This window comes from Niveispirillum sp. FG156, assembly GCF_057809555.1.
In genome coordinates, this window is sequence record NZ_JBMDKE010000004.1 from 15,949 (window position 1) to 38,676 (window position 22,728).

27 protein-coding genes are annotated in these 22,728 nt (G+C 65.4%); 15 read left to right on the plus strand and 12 right to left on the minus strand.

Going from position 1 to position 22,728, the window contains the following annotated elements; all coding sequences use genetic code 11:
- The first annotated feature begins 105 nt into the window (after nt 1–105).
- The 5 genes from ACODSP_RS03480 to ACODSP_RS03500 all read left to right on the plus strand — a co-directional run bounded on the left by ACODSP_RS03480 (nt 106) and on the right by ACODSP_RS03500 (nt 4,559).
- On the plus strand, nt 106–1,236 hold the full coding sequence (locus ACODSP_RS03480) for a pentapeptide repeat-containing protein (protein ID WP_054165907.1): 1,131 nt from the start codon (nt 106–108) through the stop codon (nt 1,234–1,236).
- Nucleotides 1,237–1,427: 191 nt separating this feature from the next.
- Complete coding sequence (locus ACODSP_RS03485; protein WP_488964240.1) at nt 1,428–2,522, plus strand: pentapeptide repeat-containing protein; 1,095 nt, start codon at nt 1,428–1,430, stop codon at nt 2,520–2,522.
- A gap of 58 nt (nt 2,523–2,580) precedes the next feature.
- A complete protein-coding gene (locus ACODSP_RS03490) occupies nt 2,581–3,324 on the plus strand; it encodes an EF-hand domain-containing protein (protein ID WP_488964241.1) in 744 nt (247 codons plus the stop codon).
- Nucleotides 3,325–3,391: 67 nt separating this feature from the next.
- Complete coding sequence (locus ACODSP_RS03495; RefSeq protein WP_488964242.1) at nt 3,392–4,033, plus strand: EF-hand domain-containing protein; 642 nt, start codon at nt 3,392–3,394, stop codon at nt 4,031–4,033.
- Nucleotides 4,034–4,304: 271 nt separating this feature from the next.
- Nucleotides 4,305–4,559, plus strand: a complete 255-nt coding sequence (locus ACODSP_RS03500; RefSeq protein ID WP_488964243.1) for a hypothetical protein — start codon at nt 4,305–4,307, stop codon at nt 4,557–4,559.
- A 16-nt stretch (nt 4,560–4,575) separates the two neighbouring features.
- Here ACODSP_RS03500 and ACODSP_RS03505 read toward each other — a convergent pair whose 3' ends face one another.
- Nucleotides 4,576–5,478 (minus strand): LysR family transcriptional regulator, encoded by a 903-nt coding sequence (locus tag ACODSP_RS03505; RefSeq protein ID WP_488964244.1) that lies wholly within the window; start codon nt 5,476–5,478, stop codon nt 4,576–4,578.
- Nucleotides 5,479–5,584: 106 nt separating this feature from the next.
- On the opposite strand from ACODSP_RS03505, the gene ACODSP_RS03510 reads away from it, so the two are divergent.
- The 6 genes from ACODSP_RS03510 to ACODSP_RS03535 all read left to right on the plus strand — a co-directional run bounded on the left by ACODSP_RS03510 (nt 5,585) and on the right by ACODSP_RS03535 (nt 9,901).
- Nucleotides 5,585–6,745, plus strand: coding sequence for a YbfB/YjiJ family MFS transporter (locus ACODSP_RS03510; protein ID WP_488964245.1), 1,161 nt, complete (start codon nt 5,585–5,587; stop codon nt 6,743–6,745).
- Nucleotides 6,742–7,338, plus strand: coding sequence for a glutathione S-transferase family protein (locus ACODSP_RS03515; protein ID WP_488964246.1), 597 nt, complete (start codon nt 6,742–6,744; stop codon nt 7,336–7,338). Before ACODSP_RS03510 ends, ACODSP_RS03515 begins: the two co-directional genes overlap by 4 nt.
- A gap of 36 nt (nt 7,339–7,374) precedes the next feature.
- Nucleotides 7,375–7,845, plus strand: coding sequence for a DUF6265 family protein (locus ACODSP_RS03520; protein ID WP_488964247.1), 471 nt, complete (start codon nt 7,375–7,377; stop codon nt 7,843–7,845).
- A gap of 110 nt (nt 7,846–7,955) precedes the next feature.
- Nucleotides 7,956–8,468: a DUF6265 family protein gene (locus tag ACODSP_RS03525; RefSeq protein ID WP_488964248.1), complete on the plus strand. Its 513-nt coding sequence runs from the start codon at nt 7,956–7,958 to the stop codon at nt 8,466–8,468.
- A 103-nt stretch (nt 8,469–8,571) separates the two neighbouring features.
- Complete coding sequence (locus tag ACODSP_RS03530) at nt 8,572–9,036, plus strand: carboxymuconolactone decarboxylase family protein (RefSeq protein ID WP_488964249.1); 465 nt, start codon at nt 8,572–8,574, stop codon at nt 9,034–9,036.
- Nucleotides 9,023–9,901 (plus strand): sigma-70 family RNA polymerase sigma factor, encoded by an 879-nt coding sequence (locus ACODSP_RS03535; RefSeq protein WP_488964250.1) that lies wholly within the window; start codon nt 9,023–9,025, stop codon nt 9,899–9,901. Before ACODSP_RS03530 ends, ACODSP_RS03535 begins: the two co-directional genes overlap by 14 nt.
- Before the next feature lie 4 nt (nt 9,902–9,905).
- Here ACODSP_RS03535 and ACODSP_RS03540 read toward each other — a convergent pair whose 3' ends face one another.
- The gene (locus ACODSP_RS03540) at nt 9,906–10,874 is read right to left on the minus strand and encodes a lipid II:glycine glycyltransferase FemX (protein WP_488964251.1); all 969 of its coding nucleotides are present in this window, start codon (nt 10,872–10,874) and stop codon (nt 9,906–9,908) included.
- A 66-nt stretch (nt 10,875–10,940) separates the two neighbouring features.
- Here ACODSP_RS03540 and epmA point away from each other — a divergent pair, with 66 nt between their 5' ends.
- Nucleotides 10,941–11,996: an EF-P lysine aminoacylase EpmA gene (gene epmA, locus ACODSP_RS03545; protein WP_488964403.1), complete on the plus strand. Its 1,056-nt coding sequence runs from the start codon at nt 10,941–10,943 to the stop codon at nt 11,994–11,996.
- On the opposite strand, the gene ACODSP_RS03550 is transcribed toward epmA, so the two are convergent.
- A complete protein-coding gene (locus ACODSP_RS03550) occupies nt 11,993–12,883 on the minus strand; it encodes a TolB family protein (protein WP_488964252.1) in 891 nt (296 codons plus the stop codon). The genes epmA and ACODSP_RS03550 overlap by 4 nt on opposite strands.
- 111 nt (nt 12,884–12,994) lie before the next feature.
- Between ACODSP_RS03550 and ACODSP_RS03555 the strand changes: the two genes are divergently transcribed.
- Nucleotides 12,995–13,882, plus strand: coding sequence for a LysR substrate-binding domain-containing protein (locus tag ACODSP_RS03555; protein WP_488964253.1), 888 nt, complete (start codon nt 12,995–12,997; stop codon nt 13,880–13,882).
- Here the strand turns inward: ACODSP_RS03555 and pal are convergent.
- Complete coding sequence (pal, locus tag ACODSP_RS03560; protein ID WP_488964254.1) at nt 13,866–14,390, minus strand: peptidoglycan-associated lipoprotein Pal; 525 nt, start codon at nt 14,388–14,390, stop codon at nt 13,866–13,868. The genes ACODSP_RS03555 and pal overlap by 17 nt on opposite strands.
- Before the next feature lie 279 nt (nt 14,391–14,669).
- Entirely contained in the window at nt 14,670–15,269 is a 600-nt protein-coding gene (locus tag ACODSP_RS03565; RefSeq protein ID WP_488964255.1) for a YqgE/AlgH family protein, read from the minus strand.
- A gap of 139 nt (nt 15,270–15,408) precedes the next feature.
- On the opposite strand from ACODSP_RS03565, the gene ACODSP_RS03570 reads away from it, so the two are divergent.
- Nucleotides 15,409–15,891, plus strand: coding sequence for a peroxiredoxin (locus ACODSP_RS03570; RefSeq protein ID WP_488964256.1), 483 nt, complete (start codon nt 15,409–15,411; stop codon nt 15,889–15,891).
- An 82-nt stretch (nt 15,892–15,973) separates the two neighbouring features.
- On the opposite strand, the gene ACODSP_RS03575 is transcribed toward ACODSP_RS03570, so the two are convergent.
- On the minus strand, nt 15,974–16,186 hold the full coding sequence (locus tag ACODSP_RS03575; protein ID WP_488964257.1) for a ribbon-helix-helix domain-containing protein: 213 nt from the start codon (nt 16,184–16,186) through the stop codon (nt 15,974–15,976).
- Nucleotides 16,187–16,366: 180 nt separating this feature from the next.
- Between ACODSP_RS03575 and ACODSP_RS03580 the strand changes: the two genes are divergently transcribed.
- On the plus strand, nt 16,367–17,107 hold the full coding sequence (locus ACODSP_RS03580; protein ID WP_488964258.1) for a helix-turn-helix transcriptional regulator: 741 nt from the start codon (nt 16,367–16,369) through the stop codon (nt 17,105–17,107).
- A gap of 197 nt (nt 17,108–17,304) precedes the next feature.
- Here ACODSP_RS03580 and ACODSP_RS03585 read toward each other — a convergent pair whose 3' ends face one another.
- The 6 genes from ACODSP_RS03585 to lpxC form a co-directional block, all read right to left on the minus strand.
- Entirely contained in the window at nt 17,305–17,535 is a 231-nt protein-coding gene (locus ACODSP_RS03585; RefSeq protein ID WP_488964259.1) for a DUF2283 domain-containing protein, read from the minus strand.
- Nucleotides 17,532–17,810 (minus strand): hypothetical protein, encoded by a 279-nt coding sequence (locus tag ACODSP_RS03590; protein ID WP_488964260.1) that lies wholly within the window; start codon nt 17,808–17,810, stop codon nt 17,532–17,534. The genes ACODSP_RS03585 and ACODSP_RS03590 overlap by 4 nt, the downstream gene beginning before the upstream one ends.
- Before the next feature lie 3 nt (nt 17,811–17,813).
- Nucleotides 17,814–19,490, minus strand: a complete 1,677-nt coding sequence (gene recN / locus ACODSP_RS03595; RefSeq protein WP_488964261.1) for a DNA repair protein RecN — start codon at nt 19,488–19,490, stop codon at nt 17,814–17,816.
- A gap of 42 nt (nt 19,491–19,532) precedes the next feature.
- On the minus strand, nt 19,533–20,294 hold the full coding sequence (locus tag ACODSP_RS03600; protein ID WP_488964404.1) for an outer membrane protein assembly factor BamD: 762 nt from the start codon (nt 20,292–20,294) through the stop codon (nt 19,533–19,535).
- Nucleotides 20,295–20,519: 225 nt separating this feature from the next.
- Entirely contained in the window at nt 20,520–21,332 is an 813-nt protein-coding gene (locus ACODSP_RS03605; protein ID WP_488964262.1) for a substrate-binding periplasmic protein, read from the minus strand.
- A 118-nt stretch (nt 21,333–21,450) separates the two neighbouring features.
- Nucleotides 21,451–22,344: a UDP-3-O-acyl-N-acetylglucosamine deacetylase gene (gene lpxC, locus ACODSP_RS03610; protein WP_488964263.1), complete on the minus strand. Its 894-nt coding sequence runs from the start codon at nt 22,342–22,344 to the stop codon at nt 21,451–21,453.
- Between the last annotated feature and the right edge of the window lie 384 nt (nt 22,345–22,728).

Sequence of the window (22,728 nt, forward strand, 5' to 3'; positions counted from 1 at the left end):
GCGGTCTATGTCTTTTGGGCAGGACCTTATGCGGATGTTGGTGGATTACCCTGACACGCGTGTATGTCATAGTTGAACCAGAAGTTGGATCAAGCAGTCCCCGCGATGAATAAACCGCAGAGCGCCCACACATTGCCGTCGCATGACATGCAGGTCATGCTGGCCCAGCACACGCTGTTCGCCCGTGGTCACGCGGGAAAGCGGCTGGAAATGCGCCTGCAGAATCTGTCGGGCATCAAGCTGAACAATTTCGATCTGTCGCAATGCCTGCTGCTGGCCTGCAACCTTTCCTATACGGACCTGGAGGGATGCAGCTTCCAGGCGGCGAACCTGTCGAACAGCCTGTTCATCGGCGCCAACCTGAAACATTGCGATTTCACGCGCGCCGACCTGCGCGGCACCCGCTTTTATAAATCCGACCTGCAACAGGCCAAGATGACCGGGTCGGACATGCGCGTCGGTTCCATCACGCTGAACAGCGGCGGTGTGGCCAAGCAGCGGGAATTCACCACCGACCTGTCCTTCTGTAACATGGAGGAGGCGACCTTACAGGATGCCGTGCTGCACAATGTGCGGCTGCGCGGTGTCAACATGCGCAATGCCGACCTGTCGGGCGCCGACCTGTCGGGGGCCGACATGCAGGGCGTGGTACTGCTGGGCGCACAGATGCAGCGGGCCAAGTTCACGGGCGCCAATATCAAGAACGCCGTCTTCACGGTCAATGACGAGACGCGTCGCCTGTTCGCGGGCAACCCGGCGTTTGAGGAGCATCTGGCCAATTTGCGCGAAACCGACAGGATCGTCGCCGCGCATGAGGAATGGGTGAATTCCGCCGGTCGCAACGGGTCGCGCGCCGATTTTGCCGGTCTGGCCCTGCGTGGTGTGGATCTGCGCGGTCGCGAATTGTCGGCTGTGTCCTTCCGTGGTGCCGATCTGACGGGGGCCAAGCTGGCCCATGCCCGACTGGCGGCGGCTGATTTCAATGGCGCCACGCTGGCCTATGCCGAGCTTTCCAATGCCGATCTGCGCGGCGCCGGCATGGAAAATGCCCGCCTGCTGCACACGATTGTCGATGGCGCCGATTTCGGTGACCTGGAGTTGCGGGGCGGCGGCAAGCTGTCCATCCGGTTCGCCGGGGCATCGATTGAGTGGACGAATTTCTCGCAATGCGTGATCACATCCGAACAATTGGCGGGTGCGGTGCTGCGCGAATGCCCGATGCCGGACGAGCATTGATTTTTGGTTGTTAATATTAACTTATTAATCATTTTCTTTTGCTATTGAACGCGCCACTATCCTTTTCGTCGCGCGTCATGACAGTCGTCGTATCTCCGCGTGACAATTCGAATGCACACGGTTGAATGTTTATGGCGGCTCAAACTCCCGATACCGGGTCCCCGCGTACGGACCTGACAACGCATCTGGCCATGCACTCCCTGTTTCTCAAGAACAAGGGCGGGCGTCGTTTGGAAATGCGTCTGGCCAATATGGAGGGGTTGCAGCTGAAGGGGTTCAACATGTCCCAGGCCACGCTGCTGGCCTGCAACATGTCCCAGACCAATCTTGAGGGCTGCAAATTCCGGGAAAGCGATCTGGCCAACAGCCTGTTCATCGGGTCCAATCTCAAACATTGCGACTTTACCCGCGCCAACCTGCGTGGTGCGCGCTTCTATAAGTCCGATCTGGCCCAGGCCAAGCTGGATGGCAGCGACATGCGCATGGGCAACCTCACCCTGCACCGCAAGGGGGAGGATGTGGTCAGCCGGGAATTTGTGACCGACCTGTCCTTCTGCAATCTGGAAGAGGCGTCGTTGGAGGATGCGGTGGTGCGCAAGGTGCGCCTGCGCGGCGTCAACATGCGCAATGCCAACCTGTCCAACGCCGATTTCAGCGAAAGCGACCTGCAGGGTGTGGTCCTGCTGGGGGCGAAGATGCAGGGGGCGAATTTCCTGCATGCCGATATCAAGGACGCCACCTTCACCGTCGACGACACGACCCGCCGCCTGTTCCACGGGCTTCCGGCCTTTACCCAGCATTTGCAAAACCTGGCGGAGATCGACCGCATCGTCGCCCAGCATGAAGAATGGGTGGATAGCGGTGGCAAGGTTGGGGTGCGGGCCGATTTCACGGGCCGCAAGATGAAGGGCGTGGACCTGCGCGGGCGCGAACTCTCGGCCATGTCCTTCCGGGGCGCCGACCTGTCGGGTGCGCAACTGAGCCACGCGAAGCTGGCCGCCAGCGATTTCAACGGTGCCAACCTCGCCTATGCCGACCTGTCGGGCACCGACCTGCGCGGGGCCGGATTTGAGGGGGCGACCCTGCGCAATACCGTGCTGGAGGCCGCCAATATGGAGGATCTGCAATTGCGGGGCGGCGGCGCGCTGCCCGTGCGCCTGCGCGATGCCGCCGTGGAGTGGGTGGATTTCACCAGCGTCCTGATACCGGTAGACCGGCTGAAGGGCCTGAAGCTGCGGGATTGCACCCTGCCGGAGGCCATGGGCGAGGCGGCGGCCACGCCCTGATCCGACAGGTGCGGGGACCGGCGGGCGTGTAACCGGGACATCAGCCAAGGTTCCGCCCATGCGCCCCATCGCCCTTTCCGCCCTGTTGCTGCTGACCGCCTGTACCTCCCATGCCGATGGACCGCCCGGCGGCGGGCTTGACGGGCGGCGACCAATGGGGCGACTGCCCTTGTCGCTGTCGGGCGAGATGCTGGGCCGCATGGCCCCGGACGAAGGCTCCTATGCCGACATCGTTGTGGATTGGGCACGCGGCCTGGATGCCAATCACGACGGCTTTCTGTCGCCCGACGAATTGAAACCCGACATTGCCCGGTTCTTCCAGGCCGTTGATACGGACAAGGATGGGGCCATCAATTCCCGCGAACTGGGCGATTACCGCATGGCCCGGATGGCGGCGCTGCGTGGCGGCGCGCCGGGCAGTGGTCAGGGTCCTGACGGAAATCCGCCGCCGGAAGGGCCGCCGCCAGCGGACGGCAATCGCCTGCCACCGCCGTCTGGCGCTGGTCAGCGGCCCGGCGGCGGCATGGGCATGATGGCCGGCGGCGGTGCCGACAAGGTGATGGAGGCCGACCGCAACCTTGATTTCCGGGTGACGCGGGACGAACTGGAACTCCTGACCTGCGACCGTCTGCGTGCCCTGGACAGCAACCGCGATGGCAAGACCAGCCTGGAGGAAATCCGCGCCGGTGCCGTGGTTGCCTATAATGAGCGCCCGATGCGGGGCGGCCCTGGCGGCATGGGTGGCCGGCGTGGTGGTGGCGGCGGCGGTGGTCCACCCGGCGGTGGCGGTCCGCCCCGCTGATCCGCCGCTGTTCCGCCTTTTTCGGCTGGCAAGGATTTCGCCCACCGGCTAATCAAGGGGTGGGTTGATGACGGAGCGGCGGATGCGGCGGGCGATGGCGTGGCGGATGGCGGGTGGTCTGGCCCTCGCCCTGGTTCTGGCGTCGTGCGGCGGCGGGGATAAATACCGGCCCGGCATCCGCTACAGCGCCGTCAGTCCGCTGGGCGAACCGCTTAACGCCCCGACCCGCGATGCCGAGGCCTATCGCGCCGCCATGCGGGATTGGTTCGCCCGGACCGACACCAACAAGGACGGCAAGCTGTCTCTGGCGGAGTTCACCGCCGAGGCGGCGCGTGTGTTTCCGCTGTACGATCTGAACCATGATGGCTTTGTCACGTCGTACGAACTGACGCAGTACCGCGTCAGCCTGCCCACCCATACGGCCCCCGCCGATAGTGGCCGCCGTCTGCGCCCCGGTCGCATCGACATGACCCCGGACGAGGCGGCGACGGTGCGCACCGATGGGCGTGGCCGGCCCGATTACCGCATGGGCATCGATCCCGTGATGTCCGCCGACAGCAATGCCGATTTCCGCGTGACGCCCGATGAACTGATGGCGGAGGCCGCGCGCCGCCACGCCATCATGGACAAGAATGGCGACGGCGCCGTCTCCCTGTCCGAATTCATGGATCAGGCGGAGGGTCCCATGCGGGCCTGGGCTGTGGACTGATCCTGCCGGCATCAATGATTGACCGGTGATATCAGTCGCATGGCTTCATCGTAGCGCGGATTAGCGAAGCGTAATCCGTGGAGCGACGCCGGGGAAGCCCGCGGATTACGGCTGCGCCTAATCCGCGCTACGCAGCCGCCGCCCCAAACCATCGGTCATGATTTCGTGCCGCTGTTATAACCCCACCACCCCTTCTACCTCTTAAGTGCAGCCAAGCCTTTGGCACCCCATTTGCTTTTAGGTCCCCTATCCATTGGCATAGGGGGTTCCCATGACCGAGTTCGGCCTGTTTATCGTCCGCCCACCGCAAGGTGTGGCCACTGTCGCCGCCATCCATCCATCCCGTGCGGATGATGCCCGTGTCACCCTGAAGAAGCTGCGCAGCGGCGGCTTCATGATCAAGGCCCTGTCCAAGGCCTCCGTCCCCTCGAACGAGCCGGAAGGGGCCCGCCTGCAATTGCAGGGGCTGGTGAATGGCATGTTCGAGCAGGCGCCTTATCGCCCCGCCGTCTCCCTGGTTTGGTAGGGCGAATGGATTTGCATTATGCAATTACTGCATTTTGCAAATCGCTTTGCCATCCCAGCCTTGCATGTACGATGAAGCGGGCCAGGGCAGCCGTCATCACATTGTCGCGGCGGTGGATCAGCTGCGTCGGCGCCACGGCCCATGGGTCCGGTGCCCCGTGCAGCGACAGCGACGCGCGCAGGGGGGAGCGTTCCACGGCGGCCAGCGGCAGCAGCGAGATGCCGATGCCGGCGGCCACCCCGCCGATAATACCCTCCAGGGTGCCGAACTCCTGCATCTTTGTCCGGCCCAGACCCATGCCCGCCAGTAGGCTTTCCAGCCGCTCGCGATAGGCGCATCCGCGCCGGAAGCACAGGGCGGACAGGCTGGCCCGCGTCTGCAGCGTTGCCCAATCGGCACCGGCTGCCGTCACCACCACCATCCGTTCCACGCCCACATCGGCGGCGATCAGGTCGGGATGGTCGATGGGGCCGCTGACCAGGGCGGCATCCAGGCGATAGGCCAGCACCTCCTCCGTCAGCACCCCCGTACCGCCGGTTCGCAGGCTCAGCTCCACATCGGGAAAGGCCGCGTGATAGGCGGCCAGAACGGGCGGCAGCCGGCAGGCCGCCGTCGTCTCCATGCTGCCGATGGTCAATTGCCCGCCGGGCCGATCGGGGTTCAGCAGGTCCCACAGGCTGTCGCGGGCCGCCCGCAGCGCCGCCGCCACCTGTCTTGCATGCGGCAACAACCGCTCCGCGGCCCTTGTCGGCACCACGCCCCGCCCATTGCGGTGGAACAGCGGCACGCCCAGGTCGGCCTCCAGCGAGCGTATGCGCGCCGTCACGTTGGACTGCACACAGTTCAACCGCCGCGCCGCCGCCGTGACACCCCCTTCCTCCACCACGGCCAGGAAGAAGGAAAGATCGGTGCTGTCCATTGCCGCATCCATCAATCGGATCGATTTCTTCTATCCTGACAATTCATTTTTCATGATGTCAAGGGCGTGCCATCGTCATGATCCTCAATGGATCATGGAGTGTCGGATGGCGGGTGTCTGGCGGCTGGCGATGGCGGGTCTGGTGGGAACGCTGCTGGGCGTGGGGCTGGGGCGCTTTGCCTATACCCCGCTGCTGCCGGCCCTGATTGGTGAAGGCTGGGTGGATGCCGCCGGTGGCGCGCTGCTGGGGGCTGCCAACCTGACCGGCTATCTGCTGGGGGCCGTCATCGCCGCGCGGGCCGGGCGGATGTTCGGGCCGGTGCCCGTGCTGCGTTCGGCCATGCTGCTGGTGGCCCTGTCGCTTTTGGCCTGCGCCTGGAATGGTGGGCTGCTCTGGCTGGGGACATGGCGGTTCCTGGCCGGGGTGGCGGGGGCGCTGCTGATCATCCTGGCCGCCCCTACCCTGATGGCGCAGGTCCCGGCGCAGAAAAAGCCGCTGGTGGCCGGGATCGTCTTTTCCGGCATCGGCGCCGGCGTGATGGTCAGCGGCACCGTGCTGCCCTGGCTGGCCGGATTCGGAGCGGCGGCGGCCTGGGCGGGGATCGGCGTGCTGTCGCTGCTGCTGACGGGCCTTGCCTGGGCGCAATGGCCGGCGGCGGCATCACAATCCGTGACACCGCCGCCGGTGGGGCGGAACCGCTCCTGGCCGCTCTGGCTGTTCACCCTGGCCTATGCGACCGATGGGGCAGGCTTTCTGGCACATACCTTGTTCCTGTCCGACTTTGTGGCGCGCGGCCTGGGGCAGGGGCTGGCCATGGGCGGCGCCTATTGGTTCATCTTTGGGCTGGGGGCGCTGCTGGGGCCGGTCCTGGTGGCATGGCTGGCCCGTACCACCGGCTTTGCCCCGGCTTTGGCGCTGGGGCTGGGTGTGAAGGCCTTGGCGGTGGCACTGCCGCTGCTGTCCGCTGCCCCGCTGCCGCTGGGCCTGTCTGCCTTCATCGTTGGCGTATTGACGCCCGGCAATGTGGCGCTGGCCTCCGGTGTGGCCGGACAATTGGCCGGCGCGGCGGGCCATGCGGCGGCCTGGGGCCGCATGACAGTCCTTTACGCCCTGTTCCAGGCGGCGGGCGGCTACGCGCTCACCGCCCTGTTTACCCATACGGGTAGTCACCTGCCCCTGTTTGCGGCCTGCGCCACGATCCTGGCCCTGGGCACCGTCGCGGCGCTGGCTGGTCTGTCATCGCAGAAGAAGGAGACCGCGTCATGAAGCTCTATATCGCCAAGACCTCCCCCTATGCGCGCAAGGTGCTGGCCCTGATCCATGAAAAGGGGGCATCGGTCGATGTCGTGACCCTGGACCCCTGGATCGATCCCGCCGACCTGCAGGCCGCTGTGCCGTCCGGCAAGGTGCCGGCCCTGGTGACGGATGAGGGCTGGTGCCTGGGCGAAAGCTGGGCCATCGCCGATTATCTGGACGCCACCCTGCCGGGCCGCCGCCTGCTGCCCTCCGACGGTCCCGCCCGCTGGCGCGGTCTGCGCCTGTCCGCCCTGGCCCAGGGGCTGCTGGACGCGGCCTTCAGCGCGGTGATCGAGGGGCGGCGGCCCGCCGGCGAACGCTCCCCCAACTGGGTGGCGCGGCAGAAGGCGGCCATCGCCCGCACCCTGCCGGTGCTGGAGGCGGCTTTGGACGACCTGACGGAGGAGGGCTTCGGCCTCGGCGGTCTGTCGGTGGCTTGTGCGCTGGATTATCTGGATTTCCGGCATGGGGACCTGAATTGGCGCGCCGGCTGTCCTGCGCTTGCCGGCTGGTTTGCCGAGGTGATCGACCGGCCCTCCTTGCGCGCGACGGACCCACGCTGACGCGCTATGCTGGGCGATCCCGATGGAGGATTGCCCATGCGCCGCCTGCTGTCCTTGCTGCTGCTACTGTCACTCACTCTGCCTGCCCGCGCCGCCGACCCGGTGATTGAGGATCTGGCCTGGCTATCCGGCCAATGGCTGGGTGGGGAGGGGGAGCGGCGGATGGAGGAGCATTATATGCGCCCCGCCGCCGGCATCATCGTGGGCATGAGCCGAACGGTCAGGTCCGGCAAAGCGCCGGAGGTGGAATTCATCCGCATCGGCCCCGGTGTGGACGGCAAACTGGCCTATCACGCCCATCCGCAGGGGCAGGCCCCGGCCAGCTTCACCCTGGTCGAGTCTGCCCCCGGCTTTGCCGTTTTCACGAACCCGGCCCATGACTTCCCGCAGAAGATCACCTACCGCCGCGACGGCGACACCCTGTCGGCGACCATCGAGGGGCCGGGCAAGGATGGGCAGGTGAAGCGCTTCGGCTGGTCCTGGCGGCTGGCAGGGGGCGCCCCCTGACGCCCACCCCATCCGGGCTGCTGCAAAATCGTCAAAATCGCCGCCACCGGGGGACGACCTCTTAACAAAGGAGTAACATATTCAAAACAAGAGCAAATGGAGGAGTGCCCATGTTCACCCTCTCTGCGTCCCGTCTTTCTCTTTCCCGTGTTTGCGCCCTGCTGCTGCTGGGCCTGCTCATGGCCCTGCCCCAGTCGGGGCAGGCTGGCAACGATCCCCTGAAATCACTGACCTGGCTGTCGGGCCAATGGGTGGGCCGTGAAGGACCGACCCGTACCGAACAGCATTTCATGCAGCCCGGCGACGGTGTGATGCTGGGCATGCGCCGGTCCATGTCGCCCTCCCGTGGGGCCGACACGGAGTTCATGCGCATTGTCGCGGAACCTGACGGAACCGTGACCTATTACGGTCAGCCGCTGGGCAGCAATGAGATCATTGCCTACAAGCTGATCGAATCCGGGGACAATATGGCGGTCTTCGCCAATACCAGCATCGCCTATCCACAGCGCATCGTCTTCAACCGCTATGGCGGCAATGTCGTGGCGGCGCTGGAAGGGCCCGATGGCAATGGCGGCGTGCGCCGCTTCCGCTGGACCTGGAAGCGGGCGGGCGACGCACCCTGAAAAATAAATCAGGGACCCATGTCACATTGATCGATCCCATCCCGTCCTGTCTGTGAAGGCCCCCGGATATCCGGGGGCCATTACCGCCCCGACGGAGATGGATATGACCATGCGCTTGAATTTCTATGCCGCCGCCCCCGCCGCCGTGAAGGCGATGGTGGAGTTGAGCGCTGTTGCCTTTGAAGGCAGCGGCTTGGAACAAAGCCTGCTGGAACTGGTGAAGACCCGCGCGTCGCAGATCAACCGCTGTGCCTTCTGCATCCATATGCATACGCGTGAGGCCCGCGCCCTGGGCGAGACGGAGGAACGGCTTTATCTGCTGGACGCGTGGCGCGAATCCTCGCTCTATACAGGGCGGGAGCAGGCGGCGCTTGCCTGGACCGAAGCCTTGACGGAGGTGGCCCGCACCGGTGCGCCGGATGAGGATTACGCCCTGCTCCAGGCGCATTTCACGCCGGAGGAGCAGGTGAAGCTGACCTTGGCCATCACCACCATCAATGCCTGGAACCGCTTTGCCATCGGCTTCCGCTCGCAGCACCCCAAGGGCCCGGCCCGTGCCGCCGCCTGACCCGCTGGCCGCGTTCACCCGTCTGCGTCCCCGCCTGTCCCGCATCGCCTACCGCATGCTGGGGTCACAGGCGGAAGCGGACGACATGGTGCAGGAGGCCTGGCTGCGCTGGGCCGGTGTGGACCATGCCGGGGTGGCGGATGCGGATGCCTATCTGGTCCGGCTGGTCAGCCGGCTGTGCCTGGACCAGATGCGCTCCGCCCGTGCCCGGCATGAAACCTATATCGGCCCCTGGCTGCCCGAACCGATCATCGATCCCGATGACAGCCTGGAACAGGGGCAGGAGGTGACGCTTGCCCTGATGCTGGCGCTGGAACGGCTGTCACCCCTGGAACGGGCCGCCTTCCTGCTGCATGACGTGTTCGGCCAGCCGTTTGAAGCGGTGGCCGCCGCCCTTGACCGCGACGTCGCCGCCTGCCGGCAACTGGCCACGCGTGCCCGCACCCATGTCCGCGCGTCGCGCCCGCGCTTTCCCGTGGCCCCGGAACGTGGCCGGGAAATCGCCGCTGCCTTTCTGGCCGCCAGCCATAATGGCGACCTGTCGGGCCTGCGCGGCCTGCTGGCTGATGATGTGGTGCTGTATGCCGATGGCGGCGGCAAGCGCATCGCCGTGATGAACCCGGTCAGAACCCAGGACAAGGTGTCCCGCTTCTTCGCGGGTCTGGCCGCCAAACACGGCCACGTGCTGCCGCCCGTGCTGTGGACGGGCCTGATCGATGGTCTGCCCGGCTATGTCACTCTGGCATCGGATGGGGAGGTGCAAAGCACCGCCTTTGCCATCGACGATGACCGTATCACCGCCATCTATATCACCCGCAACCCTGACAAACTGCGCCATCTGGTGGGGCTGGCCGGCAACGCCTGACGGGTCACCGCCATGCGCCGACCAGTTCCACCTCTTCCCCGCCCATGCCGCGTTTGAACGCCGTCACGCCCGGCGCCTCATCGGGCAGGATACCGCCCAGGTCGAACCAGTCCCGGCCCTGGTGTTTCAACTCCTGCATGGCGCGCCAGAGCAGCAGGTTATGCGCCCGCGTAGCCCGCCCGGCGGCGTCGGACCAGCCGATCTGATAGGTTGCCGCCTTGCCATGGCCCAGGATCAGGATGCCCGCCACTGGCACCCCGTCCTTGACGGCGCGCAGCAGCATTATGTCGCCATCCTTGTGCATGCCGGTCCGCATGCGGATCACCAGCTTGGGCGACGGCCCGCGATAGCGTTTGGCCGCCTTGTCCTTCTGATATTGTTCCAGAAGCCAGGGAAGCTGCGCCTTGCCGTCGCGGTCAATCTCCACGCTCAGACCGGCGCGTTCGGCCTGGTTCAGCGCATTGCGCCATTTCTGCGCCAGCCGGGCGCGCAGCGCCGCCTCGTCGCGGCGCAGATCGACCCACAAGGTGCGGTAGCCCGGTGCCTTGTCGCGCCGGAATCCGGCCCAGCGCATCATGGCCTCTGCCTCGTCGCCTGCCCCCCATTCCGGGACGACGGCGGTCCAGTTCAGGGGACCGCTGGGATATTCCTTGCGGATCAGCTTCATGACCATGGCGAAGACGGCGGGCTTTCGCGCTTCGGGCCGCAGCATCGGCCCCCGGTGCAGGCGCGCCACGCGGATCAGCTTGAAAATCCGCCGCTCGCTCATCACCACCAGACCGATGGGCCGGTCGGACAGCTCGATAATGCCCAGCCGGGGGCGCCAGCCCTCCACCGTCAACATGGCCTGATTATAGCCGAACCCCTGGGTCAGGCTGCTCTGCCCGCACTCGGCCAGCAGCCGCGACCATTCCGACAGGCGGCCCACGTCCCAGACGATGCGCAGATTGGGGAGGGTGTCTTGGTCGGTCATCGGGGATTGCAAGTCACGGGCGGGAAGGCGAGAGTGCCCGTCTTGCCCGCCCGCTGTCGAGTGATCATGCGCCGCACCGTTTCGCCCCCCTGGTGGCACCCCGACCATTTCCAGAAAAAACGTCCGCATCTGGCCGTGCGCCAGACCGTGATGCGTACGCTTCGGCGCTGGTTCGAGGATCACGGGTTTGACGAGGTGGAGACGCCTTCCCTGCAGGTCTCACCAGGGCTGGAGGTGCATCTGATGGCCTTTGCGACCGACCTGATCGGCCCGCACCCGGATGACCGCCGCCGCCTCTACCTGCACACCAGCCCCGAATTCACCATGAAAAAGCTGCTGGCGGCGGGCGTGCCCCGGCTGTTTCAGCTGTCGCATGTCTATCGCAACGGTGAACGGTCGGGCACGCACCATCCGGAATTCGCCATGCTGGAATGGTACCGGGCCGGAGCCGGTTACCGCGACCTGATGGATGATTGCGTGGCGCTGGTGCGGGCGGCCTGTCTTGCGGCGGGTAAGGACAAGCTGCGTTTCCGGGGTATTGAATGCGATCCGTTTGCCGATTGGCGCGTGCTGACGGTGCAGGATGCGTTTTTGCACTATGCCGGCATCGACCTGCTGGCCACCGCGCCCGACCCGCTGCGCCCCGACCGTGATCGTCTGGCGGCGGAGGTGGCGCGCATCGGCATCCGCGTGGCGGAGACGGACACCTGGGAAGATTTGTTCTTCCGCGTCAGCCTGGACCGGATCGAACCGCATCTGGGCATGGATGTGCCCACCTTCCTGTCAGACTACCCCGTCTCCATGGCCGCCCTTGCCCGCCCCAAGCCTGACGACCCGCGCGTGGCGGAACGGTTTGAGCTGTATGGCTGTGGCGTGGAATTGGCCAATGCCTTCGGTGAACTGACCGACCCGGTCCTGCAACGGACACGGTTCGAGGCGGACATGGCCGAAAAGGAACGGCTTTACGGCGAACGCTACCCGATTGATGAGGATTTCCTGGCGGCCCTGCCGATGATGCCCGACAGCGCCGGCATCGCCCTGGGCTTTGACCGTCTGGCCATGATCATCGCAGGCGCCGATGCCATCGACGATGTGCTGTGGGCGCCAGTGGTGGTGGCTTAACGTCCGGCAGGGCATTTGGGCGGCCAGTTCTCCCGGCTGTCCGGCACCAGATCCAGCACAAAGAGTTCTCCCGATTTTTCCCCTTCGGCCTGCGCGAACAGCAGGCGTTCACCCTTGGGTGACAGGGTTGGGCCGACCTGAAACACATCTGTCCGGCCTGGCAGACGGCCCACCTCTGTCCAGCCCTTATGTGTACGGCGCATCAGATAGAGGTGGGATCGGCCCTCACGATTGGCGACCACCACCATGCGGGACCCGTCTGCCGATATTTCCGCCTCATACTCCATGGATGCGCTGTTGACGGGGGCGGGCAGCGCCTCCACGCGCCAGCCGCCGGGCTCTGCTGCATCGGGATGGGCACGGTAGATGTCGCCACCCCCTGCACTGCCGTCCCGCGCCGACCCAAAATAGAGGGTTCCTGCCCGGTCCAGGCGCGGCAGTAATTCCGATGCCAACGAATTGACGGGCGCGGGCAGGCGTTGGGCCGGTCCCCATTCCCCGTCTGCCTGCCGTTCCACAAACCAGATGTCGAAATCCTCACCTCCCGGCGCATGGCGGGTGGAAATGAAAAAGAGCCTGCTTCCGTCCGGTGTCACGAATGGATCGGCATCCATGGCGGGTGGGGTGGCGGCAAAGGGGACCGGTTCCGGCGTTGTCCACCCGTCTGCCCCGCACCGCGCCTCCAGGATGGCGTAATGGCGGAAGCCCGGATCGGCCCGCATGAAGTAGACCTGCCGCCCGTTGGCGGTGAAACTGGCGCTGGATTCATAGTCGCTGCTGGACAGGGCGGGTGGGGTCCAGCGTACAGGTCCCGGTTCCGTGCCTTGTGCGGCGACGCCCATTGTCATGGGCAGGATCAGCGCCAGGATGCGGGTGGTTGCGAACATGGGGTGACCGTCAATCGGCTGTTGGGCGGAAAGGTTCAGATAACCGATGCCGCCCTCCCATCAAAACGAGCTTTGCTTGGCCCTGATGTTAAGTTGTGCTTAACATGGCGTATGGTCACCCGCCTCCCGCCCTTGGATTCCCTTCGCTATTTTGAAGCCTGCGCCCGCCTCGCCCATATGTCGCGGGCAGCTGATGAACTGGGCGTGACGCCGGCGGCGGTCAGTTTGCGGGTACGGCAACTCGAACGGGACCTGGGCACCGCACTGTTTCATCGCAGCGGTCCGCGCATCACGTTGACGGATGCTGGACAGACCCTGGCCGGACGGCTGGGCGTGGCGTTGGCCATCATCCGCGACGCCGTTACGGCCTGCCGGGCCGCCCCCGAACCGATCCGTCTTACGGCCACGCCGACATTGGCCAGCCGCTGGCTGCTGCCGCTTCTGGATGCCTATGGGCGGGAGGAAAGGGCGGTACCCGTCACCCTGGATGTCTCTGTCGAAGTGCGGGGTACGGGTGATTTCGATCTGGCTTTACGCAGCGGGACGGGCCTGTGGCCCGGATTGATGGCAGAGCCGCTTTTCGCGGTGGAGGGCACGCCCATGCTTGCCCCGGCACTAGCCGCCCGCCTGGCCCTGCACGAACCGGCTGACTTGGCCCGCTGCCCGGTCGTACCGGACGACCGATGGAGTGAATGGGTGCGGCTGGCGGGTGCGCCCGACGTTCGGCCGCCGGCTCTGTCGACCACGTTTCCGACGCAGGATATGGCGGCGGGGGTGGCTCTGGCTGGCGCGGGCGCAGCGCTGCTGTCACCTACCCTGTTCGCGCCGCTGCTGGAACAGGGCTTGCTGGTGCAGCCGTTCGAGCACGTTCTGCGCAGGCCTGACGCCTATTTTCTGGTTTGGCGACCGGAAACGGCGTCACCAACGATCCGCCACCTTGCGGGTTTCATCTTGGCGATGGCCCGCAAGGTGGGGGAGGGGATCAGTTCACAACGCTGACGGCGCGGCGGTTCTGCGCCCAGACATCGGCGGAGGAGCCGGCCACGGCGGGGCGTTCCTTGCCGAAGGACAGGACCTGCAACCGGCTGCCATCGATGCCGGCGGCTACCAGATAGCGGCGCACGCTGTCGGCGCGCTTCTGGCCCAGGGCCAGGTTGTACTCACGCGTGCCGCGCTCGTCGCAATGACCCTCGATGGTCAGGGTGATAGCCGGATTACCGCGCAGCCATTGCGCCTGCTGGTCCAGGGTGGCGGCCGATTCCGGCGACACTTCGAACTGATCCAGGCCGAAGAACACGCGGTCGCCGATCTGCGCCAGCTGCTGCTGCGGCGACAGGTTGGAATTCAGGTTCGACTGTTCGACGCCGGTGGCGGGCGTGCCCGCGCCGGGGAACGGCGTGGTGTAACCGCCACCGCTGCTGCTGGCATCCTTGTCGCGGTCGCTGACCGAGGAACAGGCCGCCAGCAGCATCACGGGTGCCAGCAGCAGAAGGTTGGTGCGCTTCATCTTGTATCTCTCATTCCCAGATGTTTTCCGTCGGTCGGGAAGACCGGTGGCCCCCCATCATCCAGCCCTGCGATTGCGGCGGGACTTGGACCAAAGCCGGGCCTGTGTTTGGCATATGGCTGTCGGCGCGAGCAGAGGGCACCATGCCATGGAACCGGGACACCCGAGAGCGGTTTTCCGGCAACCCGGAAAGCCGCTCCGGCGGCGACTGCCGCCGCGCCCGCCCATGCGGGCGTAAAGCCAAGCCGCGGACGCGGCGCCGGCGCCTGAGGCAACGCGTCAAGCGTGGCCGATATCGGCGGACAGCATGGACAGGTTGATGCCCAGGCTGGCCAGGGCACGTTCCCATTTCCGCTCCTGATCGGTGTCGAACAGGATGCGGTTGTCGGCGGGCGCGTGCAGCCAGCCATTCTGCTGCATCTCCTGATCCAGCTGTCCGGGGCCCCAGCCGGCATAGCCGAGCGCCAGGATGGCATTCTGCGGCCCCTGGCCCTCCGCGACCGCGCGCAGGATATCGACGGTGGCGGTCAGCACCACCCCATCACTGACCTGCACACTGCCGTCGCGGTTATAGTCGGCGCTGTGCAGCACGAAACCGCGTCCCGATTCGACTGGGCCGCCGAAATGCACCATCAGTTCGCGGGCCGGCTGCGTCACCTCGATATCCAGCTGGTGCAGCAGGCTGGTGAAGCTGATCCCCTCGAACAGCTTGTTCACCACCAGCCCCATCGCCCCTTCGGCATTGTGGACGCAGATATAGATCACGCTTTTCTCAAACCGCGGATCGGGCATCTGCGGCATGGCGATCAGGAACTGACCGGTCAATGAATTCAGGGGCTTCTTGGACGATGTCGGCATGGGCTGTGGTGTGGCTTTCATCCTGGAAACCGATCATAGCAGCCCCCGCAGCCAAGGTGGGCGGTTTTTCTGGAGGTCCCTTTTGCTTGTCGCGGGGCCGGGTGTGGCCTAGAAACGGCACATAGGTTCAATCAACATCCCCTTTGTGGAGGATATCCAGATGAGCGTGAAGGTTGGCGACCGCGTCCCGTCGGTCACCCTGAAGCACCTGACCGAGTCCGGCATGCAGGAGGTCAGCACCGACGACCTGTTCAAGGGCAAGAAGGTCGTCCTGTTCTCCGTCCCCGGCGCCTTCACCCCGACCTGCTCGGCCAAGCACCTGCCGGGCTTTGTCGATAATGCCGAGGCCTTCAAGGCCAAGGGCGTGGAAGACATCGTTTGCATGGCCGTGAACGACCCGTTCGTCATGCAGGCCTGGGGCAAGCAGAACAACGTGGCCGGCAAGGTCACCATGCTGCCCGACGGCAATGGCTCCCTGACCAAGGCCCTGGGCCTGGAAATGGATGGCACGGCCTATAATCTGGGCCACCGCAGCCAGCGCTTCGCCCTTGTGGCTGAAGATGGCGTCGTGACCCGCCTTGAAGTGGAAAAGCCCGGCGCCTTTGAGGTGTCGAGCGCTGAGCACATTCTGAAGGTGCTGTAATCGGGAAAGGCGGACCGCCCATCCCCCCGTCCCCCGCAAAGGGCGGGCGGGGGAGAGGGCAGGCGGTCCGCCCACCCTTCTCTTAATCCCGGCGGTGATAAGCCAGGATAAAGCAGCGCAGGGCAGCGGCAAGGCCGATACCTGCGGCACGGCGGCGGGCCACCCGCTCCACGATGAAGGCGGTCATCACCCCTTCCGTCAGGGCGATCCCATCCAGCGCCAGCCACAGATCGGGCGGCATCCGCACGGCCCGCATCTCCCCCCCAATCAGGAAAGATCGCTGCCGGCGCGGCATGCCGCATCCCACCTTGTCCATGGCATGGGCCAGACGCAAACCGTGATCGGCCAGCGGGCCGGCAGGGACGGGTCTTCATCGACATGAAAATAGTAGGACAGTTTTTGCCTTTGCCCGACACTGTCTGTTCAGACAGGATGACAGGGTCATATGGCCTTTCCCTCTTTCGTGTGATGCCGGATGCCGACCCTGGACGATGCCTTAGGTGCGATAGAGGAAAGCCGCGATCTTGACGGCCTTCATGCCGCGTTCGGCGCCCTGTCGTCACGGCTTGGCTTCGCCAGCTTCTCCTATATCGATATCCGCGAACTGCGCGCGGGCGACGGCCTGCCCTTCTATCAGACCAGCGTGCGGGCCGATTTCGCCCGCACCTATGAGGATGAGGGCTTCATCCTGCACGATCCGGTCTTTGCCCGTGCCGCCAGCACCAACACGCCCTTCCTGTGGACCGACCTGCCCGATTTCGCCGCCACGGCACGGGGGACGAAGCCGCGCCGGGTGCTGGAGGCGGCCTATGATCATGGCTATACCCAGGGCTATGTGCTGCCGGTCCATGCGTTGGATGCCGCGGGACGGCCCGCCTCCTCGCTGATCTCGATGTACTGGACGGACCGGCCCGACGAACTGGCCGCCGGCACGCCGCGCTGGCTGCGGCTGGCGGCGCTGGCCTACCACGAACGCGCCCTGGCGCTGCGCGGCGTGCGCGATGGCGTGACGCCACCGCCGCCCCTGACGGGACGCGAGCGCGACTGTCTGCTCTGGGCCTGCCGGGGCAAGACCATCGCGGAGACAGCGATCATCCTGAATATTTCCGACCGCACCGCGAAGTTCCATGTGGAGAATGCGATGCAGAAGCTGGGCGTCCACACCAAACCCCACGCCATCGCCATGGCGGTCCATCTGGGTCTGATCGTGCCGTAGAGCGAACTTCTTTTGACTGGAAACGCGTTTTCTTTGTCATCCCCGCGAAAGCGGGGACCCAGCGTGAGGCGCGGTCAGCGCCGATATGACTCTCGTCGCGGCAGACGCCGCTCTACGCTGGGTCCCGGCTTTCGCCGGGATGACGAATGGGGGGGGGCGTTTCCGGTCAACGGAAACACGTTCTAAGGTATCGGGTGTCAGGCGGCGCGGGCAGGTGTCTCGCGCAACAGCAGCAAAGCCTCAGCCACGACATCCATGTGACGGCTTGCATGCTGGATATCATAACCAACGATCCGGCCCGTCTCGTCCAGATCGATCACCAGATCGCGTTGATCATCGACACGCTGATCATAGGCATCCACATTGTGGAAGCGCACATACATGCTGTCTGTCGACGGATCATAGAAGATGGGCGAGGTAACGGTCATGGCTCGAAGTTCCGGTCCAGGAAGGCGTTGTGGACGGTTTCTCCGTCTGGCAGGGTAACAATACGGATATAGGATTGCAGCTCCCACACCCAACCCCAATATTGCACACGGCCATCTGCTTGTCTGGATTTGCGGATCGGGTTGTTCAGGACAGCGCGGATCATAAACGCATCAATCCGTTGCCGTCCGGGCTTCCCCATAGCGGTCAACGCAAAGTATTGCGTTCTCCAGAAGGGTGGTGGAGGTAAGCGGTCCGGTTCATCCTCATCGCTCATCGACTACCCCCGCCCGGCCAGCAAACTTTCTGCCGCCGCCCTGGCTGCCTGGGTGATTTCAGCACCGGACAGCATGCGGGCCACTTCCTCCAGCCGCTCTTCCACCGACAGGGCCACGACCTCTGTGGCGGTGCGACCGGCGCTGACCTTTTTGCGGACGTTCCAGTGATGGGCGCCGCGTGCGGCCACCTGCGGGCTGTGGGTGACGACCAGGACCTGCAGGTCATGCTGACCCAGCCGGGCCAGACGTTCACCGATGGCATCGGCCACGGCCCCGCCCACGCCCGTATCCACCTCGTCGAACACCAGGGTCGGCACCGTACCCACCTGCGCCAGCACCACTTTCAGCGCCAGCATGAAGCGCGCCAGCTCACCGCCCGATGCGATCTTGGCCAGGGGTCCTGGCGGTGTGCCGGGGTTGGTGGCGACCTGGAAGGCGATGTCGTCGATGCCCGACGCGCTCCACCCTTCCTCGCCCAACTGTTCCACCTTGGTGGCGAATCGCGCCTTTTCCAGGCGCAGCGGCTTCAACTCCGCCGCCACCGCCTGATCCAGCTTGCCCGCTGCCTTGGACCGGCCCGCCGACAGGGCCCTGGCGGCCTCAAGGTAGGTGGCCTTGGCCGTCTCGGCCTGCGCCGCCAGCTTTGACAGAAGGTCGCCCTGATCCTCGATCAGGTTCAGCTTGGCCGCCATGGCGGCACGTAAGCTGACCAGCCCGTCCACGTCAGTACCATGCTTGCGCGCGGCACCGCGCAGGGCGAACAGGCGTTCCTCGATCTTGTCCAGATTGCCGCCATCGCTGTCCATATCGGCGGCAAAGCCCTGGATGGCGCGCGACGCCTCGCCCACCTCGCTGGCCGCCTGATCCAGGACGGAGATGATGGGGTCCAGCTTGCCGCCAGCCTTGTCGGCGATGCGTGACAGGGTGCGCAGCGCCGATGCCAGGCCCCGTTCCGCCCCGCGCTCGCCCGACAGTTCGGTGGACGCCTGGGTCAGGCTCTCGATCAGCTTCTCGCGGTGCTGAAGCACGATACGCTGTTCGGCCAGGGCCTTTTCCTCGCCCTCCTCGGGCGAAAGCTGGTCCAACTCCTCTACCGCGTGGCGCAGGTAATCTTCCTCCGCCCGCGCGCGGTTGGCGTCGGCGGCGGCGGTCAGCCTTGCCTGCTCCACCTGCCGCCAGGCCCGCCAGGATGCTGCCACCTTCTGTCCTTGCACCGACAGCTGCGCGTAATCATCCAGAAGGTCGCGGTGGGTGCGCGGGTCCAGAAGACCATGGGTATCGAACTGCCCATGCACCTCGACCAGCGTTTCGCCCAGCCGGCGCAGCAGGGTGACGCCCACCGGCTGATCATTCACGAAGCAGCGGGAGCGCCCGTCATTGGTCAGGGTGCGGCGGATGACCAGATTGTCTTCCACCTCCAGCTCCTGTTCGCGCAGGATGGCGAAGGCCGGGTGGTCGCCGCGCTTGCCCAGGTCGAACTCGGCGGTGACGCTGGCCTGTTCGCAGCCATGGCGGACGAGGCTGCTGTCGCCACGCGCACCCAGCGCCAGCCCCAGCGCATCCAGCAGGATGGATTTGCCGGCGCCGGTTTCACCGGTCAGAACGCAAAGCCCTGGCTGGAACGCCAGCGTCAGGCGTTCGATCAGGACGACGTCACGGATCGACAGGGTGACAAGCATGGCGCAGCCGGGGCGATGGGGTCAGGATATGGGAAAGCCGGATCAGAACAGCCAGTCGACAGCCCGCTGGAACAGCGACGGCTTCTCGCCCCGTTCGCTGCGGTTCATCAGGGCGTAGGTGTCCTGATACCAGATCGAGCCGGGATAATTATGTCCCAGCAGGGCGGCATTGGCCTGCGCCTCTTCCCGGATGCCCAAGGCGAGGTAGCTTTCGACCAGACGATGCAGGGCTTCGGGCACATGGCTGGTGGCCTGATATTCATCGACCACGCGGCGGAAGCGCTTGATGGCGCCCATATATTCGCCCGTGGCCAGATAGAAGCGGCCCACTTCCATGTCCTTGCCGGCCAGATGATCGCGGGTCAGGTCGATCTTCAGGCGGGCATCACGGGCATAGGGGCTGCTGGGGAAGCGGCGGACCACTTCCTGCAAATTCTTCAGCGCCTCATACGTCGTGCCCTGGTCGCGGCGCACGTCGCTGATACGCTCATAATTGCACAGGGCCTTCAGATAGAAGGCGTAGGCCGCATTGCGGTTGCCGGGGTGCAGCGCGATGAAACGATCCAGCGTCGTGATCGCATCGTCGTACCGCAGCGCCTGATAGTGCGAGTAGGCGGCCATCAGCTGCGCGCGCACGGCCCATTGGCTGTACGGGTGCTGGCGCTCGACCTCGTCGAACAGCAGCGCCGCCTTGGTGTAGTTGCGGTTGTCGATGGCGTTGGACGCCTCGGAGTAGATTTGCTCTACCGGCCGCTCGACATAGGGCAGCTCATCCTTCTTGCCCGAGCAGGCGGCGAGGAACATGAGGGCGACCGGCGCCAGATGGCGAAGGACACGGGCGCGGCGGTTCGGACGTTCGGTGCGGAGCATCGGCAAGGACAACCAAGCAGCAAGCATGAATGCGGGATGCCTTATAGCACGCACGGGACCGCCACCGCCAAGCGGCAAACGTCACGGGCACGCACGCAAAGGCGCTTTTCGCGGAAGATGGCGGTGAATCCTGGCGGAACCATGGCAGGCTGGGACCTGTTATCGCCGTTCCGGCGCGGGCCGCGAGGCCTGAAGCATGGAATCCGGCCTGTCCTGGGCCAGCGCCTTGTCGAAACGGCGGCGCAGGATGTCGCCTTCCGGGCCGGGGCGGAAACAGACATGCAGGCTTTTATCCTCCAGCAGCCGGGCATTGAAGCGCAGGCCCGCGCGCAAGGGTCGCAGGTCCGGGTCCGCAGATAACAGGTGGGCCAGGACGTTGGCGTCGATCACCGCCATGTCCAGCCTGCCCGCCGCCAGCTTGCGCAGGTTGGTCGCATCATCGACCGCCGGTTCCACGGTCAGGGTGCCATCGGCGGCGGCGCGGTCGAAACTGTCGGTATTCACGTAGCCGCGCACGGTGCCGATGCGCCGGCCCGCCAGATCCTTCAGGGTGCGCCAGGTGACGGGGGCCGCCACACGTTCGGCAAAGCCCAGCGGGCTGCTGCCGATGGGGGCGGAGAGCAGGCATCGCGCCTGACTGGCGGCGGTCCGGTATTCCGGGAAATAGCCGGCATGGCCGGGCGCCTTCAGGCCCATGGCCACCGCCCGTTGCCAGGGCAGGAACGTGACTTCCGCCCAAAGGCCGGCGCGTGCCAGGGTGCGTTCGACAATGGCCGTCGTCAGCCCCCGGTTTGGCAGACCCTCACCGCTGAAAGGTGGCCAGTCGAGGCTGGACAGCCGGACGGTGGCCGATGCGCCATCAGGGGCGGTGCCGGCGCGGGCCATCATCACGGCTGCCACAGCCAACAACAGGGCCATGGCCGTGCCCCGCAGGGTGGCAAGAAGCAGGCTGGGAACTGGCCGTCGCATCATCGCTCGCCCTTGGAACGATGGGAATAGTGCCCGATGATCCCGTGAATACCAGTGACAGTAAAATGAAAAAGGGCGCCGGATTGTCCGGCGCCCTTCGGTTTTCAGCGATACAGCCCGATCAGGCCACGGCGGCCCGGCTGTCCCAGGTTTCGGCATCCTCGCGGCGCCAGGCCGTGGCGTCGGCGAACAGGGCGCGCAGGATGGCATTGTTCATGGCATGGCCGGGGCGCAGGCCCTGGTAATGGCCCAGGATGGGGCCACCTGCCAGATACAGGTCGCCGACGGCGTCCAGGATCTTATGACGGATGAACTCATCCGCATGGCGCAGGCCGCCCGGATTCATCACCCGGTCGCCATCAATGACGATGGCATTGTCCAGCGAGCCACCCAGGCCCAGGCCGGCCTTGCGCATCGCCTCCACCTCATGGGCGAAGCCGAAGGTGCGGCAATCGGCAACCTCCGCCTTGAAGGCGCCATCGGTCAGGCGCAGGAAGCCTTCCTGACGGCGGATCAGGGCCGTATTGTCATAAATGATCTCGGCGCGGAAGCTGCTGACCGGGGCGGGGGACAGGCTGACGATCTTGTCGCCATCCTGCACACGCACCTCCCGCAGCACGCGGATCAGGCGGCGCGGCTGGTCCTGCTGCTTGATCCCGGCACATTCAATCAGGAAGACGAACGGGGCCGAGCTGCCATCCATGATGGGCAGTTCCGGTGCGTCTACCTCCACCACGGCATTATCGACACCCAGGCCACGCAGCGCGGCCATCAGATGCTCGATCGTGCCGATGGTCGTGCCCTGCTCATTCTTCAGCAAGGTGCACAGACGGGTATCCGCGACAAGGTCCCAGCGGGCCGCGATCACGGCGCGGTCGGCGGGCACATCGGTGCGGATGAAGCAGATGCCATGATCGACCGGCGCCGGGCGCAAGGTCATGCGGACGCGGCGGCCCGAATGCAGGCCGACGCCAGCGCAGTGAATGGTCGTATTGAGCGTCTGTTGCCAGGACATGGGCTTGTCCCTTTCCGATAAATCGACAGTAACGCCCCCTGATGCGGAAATCCAGCCACCGGCTCCGAATGGCAGTCCCGACCTTGGCCGGGGGCCAATTTGGAGTGCAACGCCATCCCACCTGCGTTGCAATGCGGTATCGCTGATCGCCGCATCGTGAAAATGACAGAGTGCGCGTCCAGCTTCAAATCACTCTTTGTTACCGATTGTTACGGCATACGCTGGTAAGTATCTGAAAGGCCTTCACAATTTTGTCGTAATTGTGGCGGGTGCCAAAAAGAAAGGGGCCGGTCCCCGCCGGACCGGCCCCTTGTGCGCTGCGATAAGCGTTTGATTTTGAACGAAGTTCATGTGTCGGGTCGTAGGTCAGGTCGAGCGAAGCGA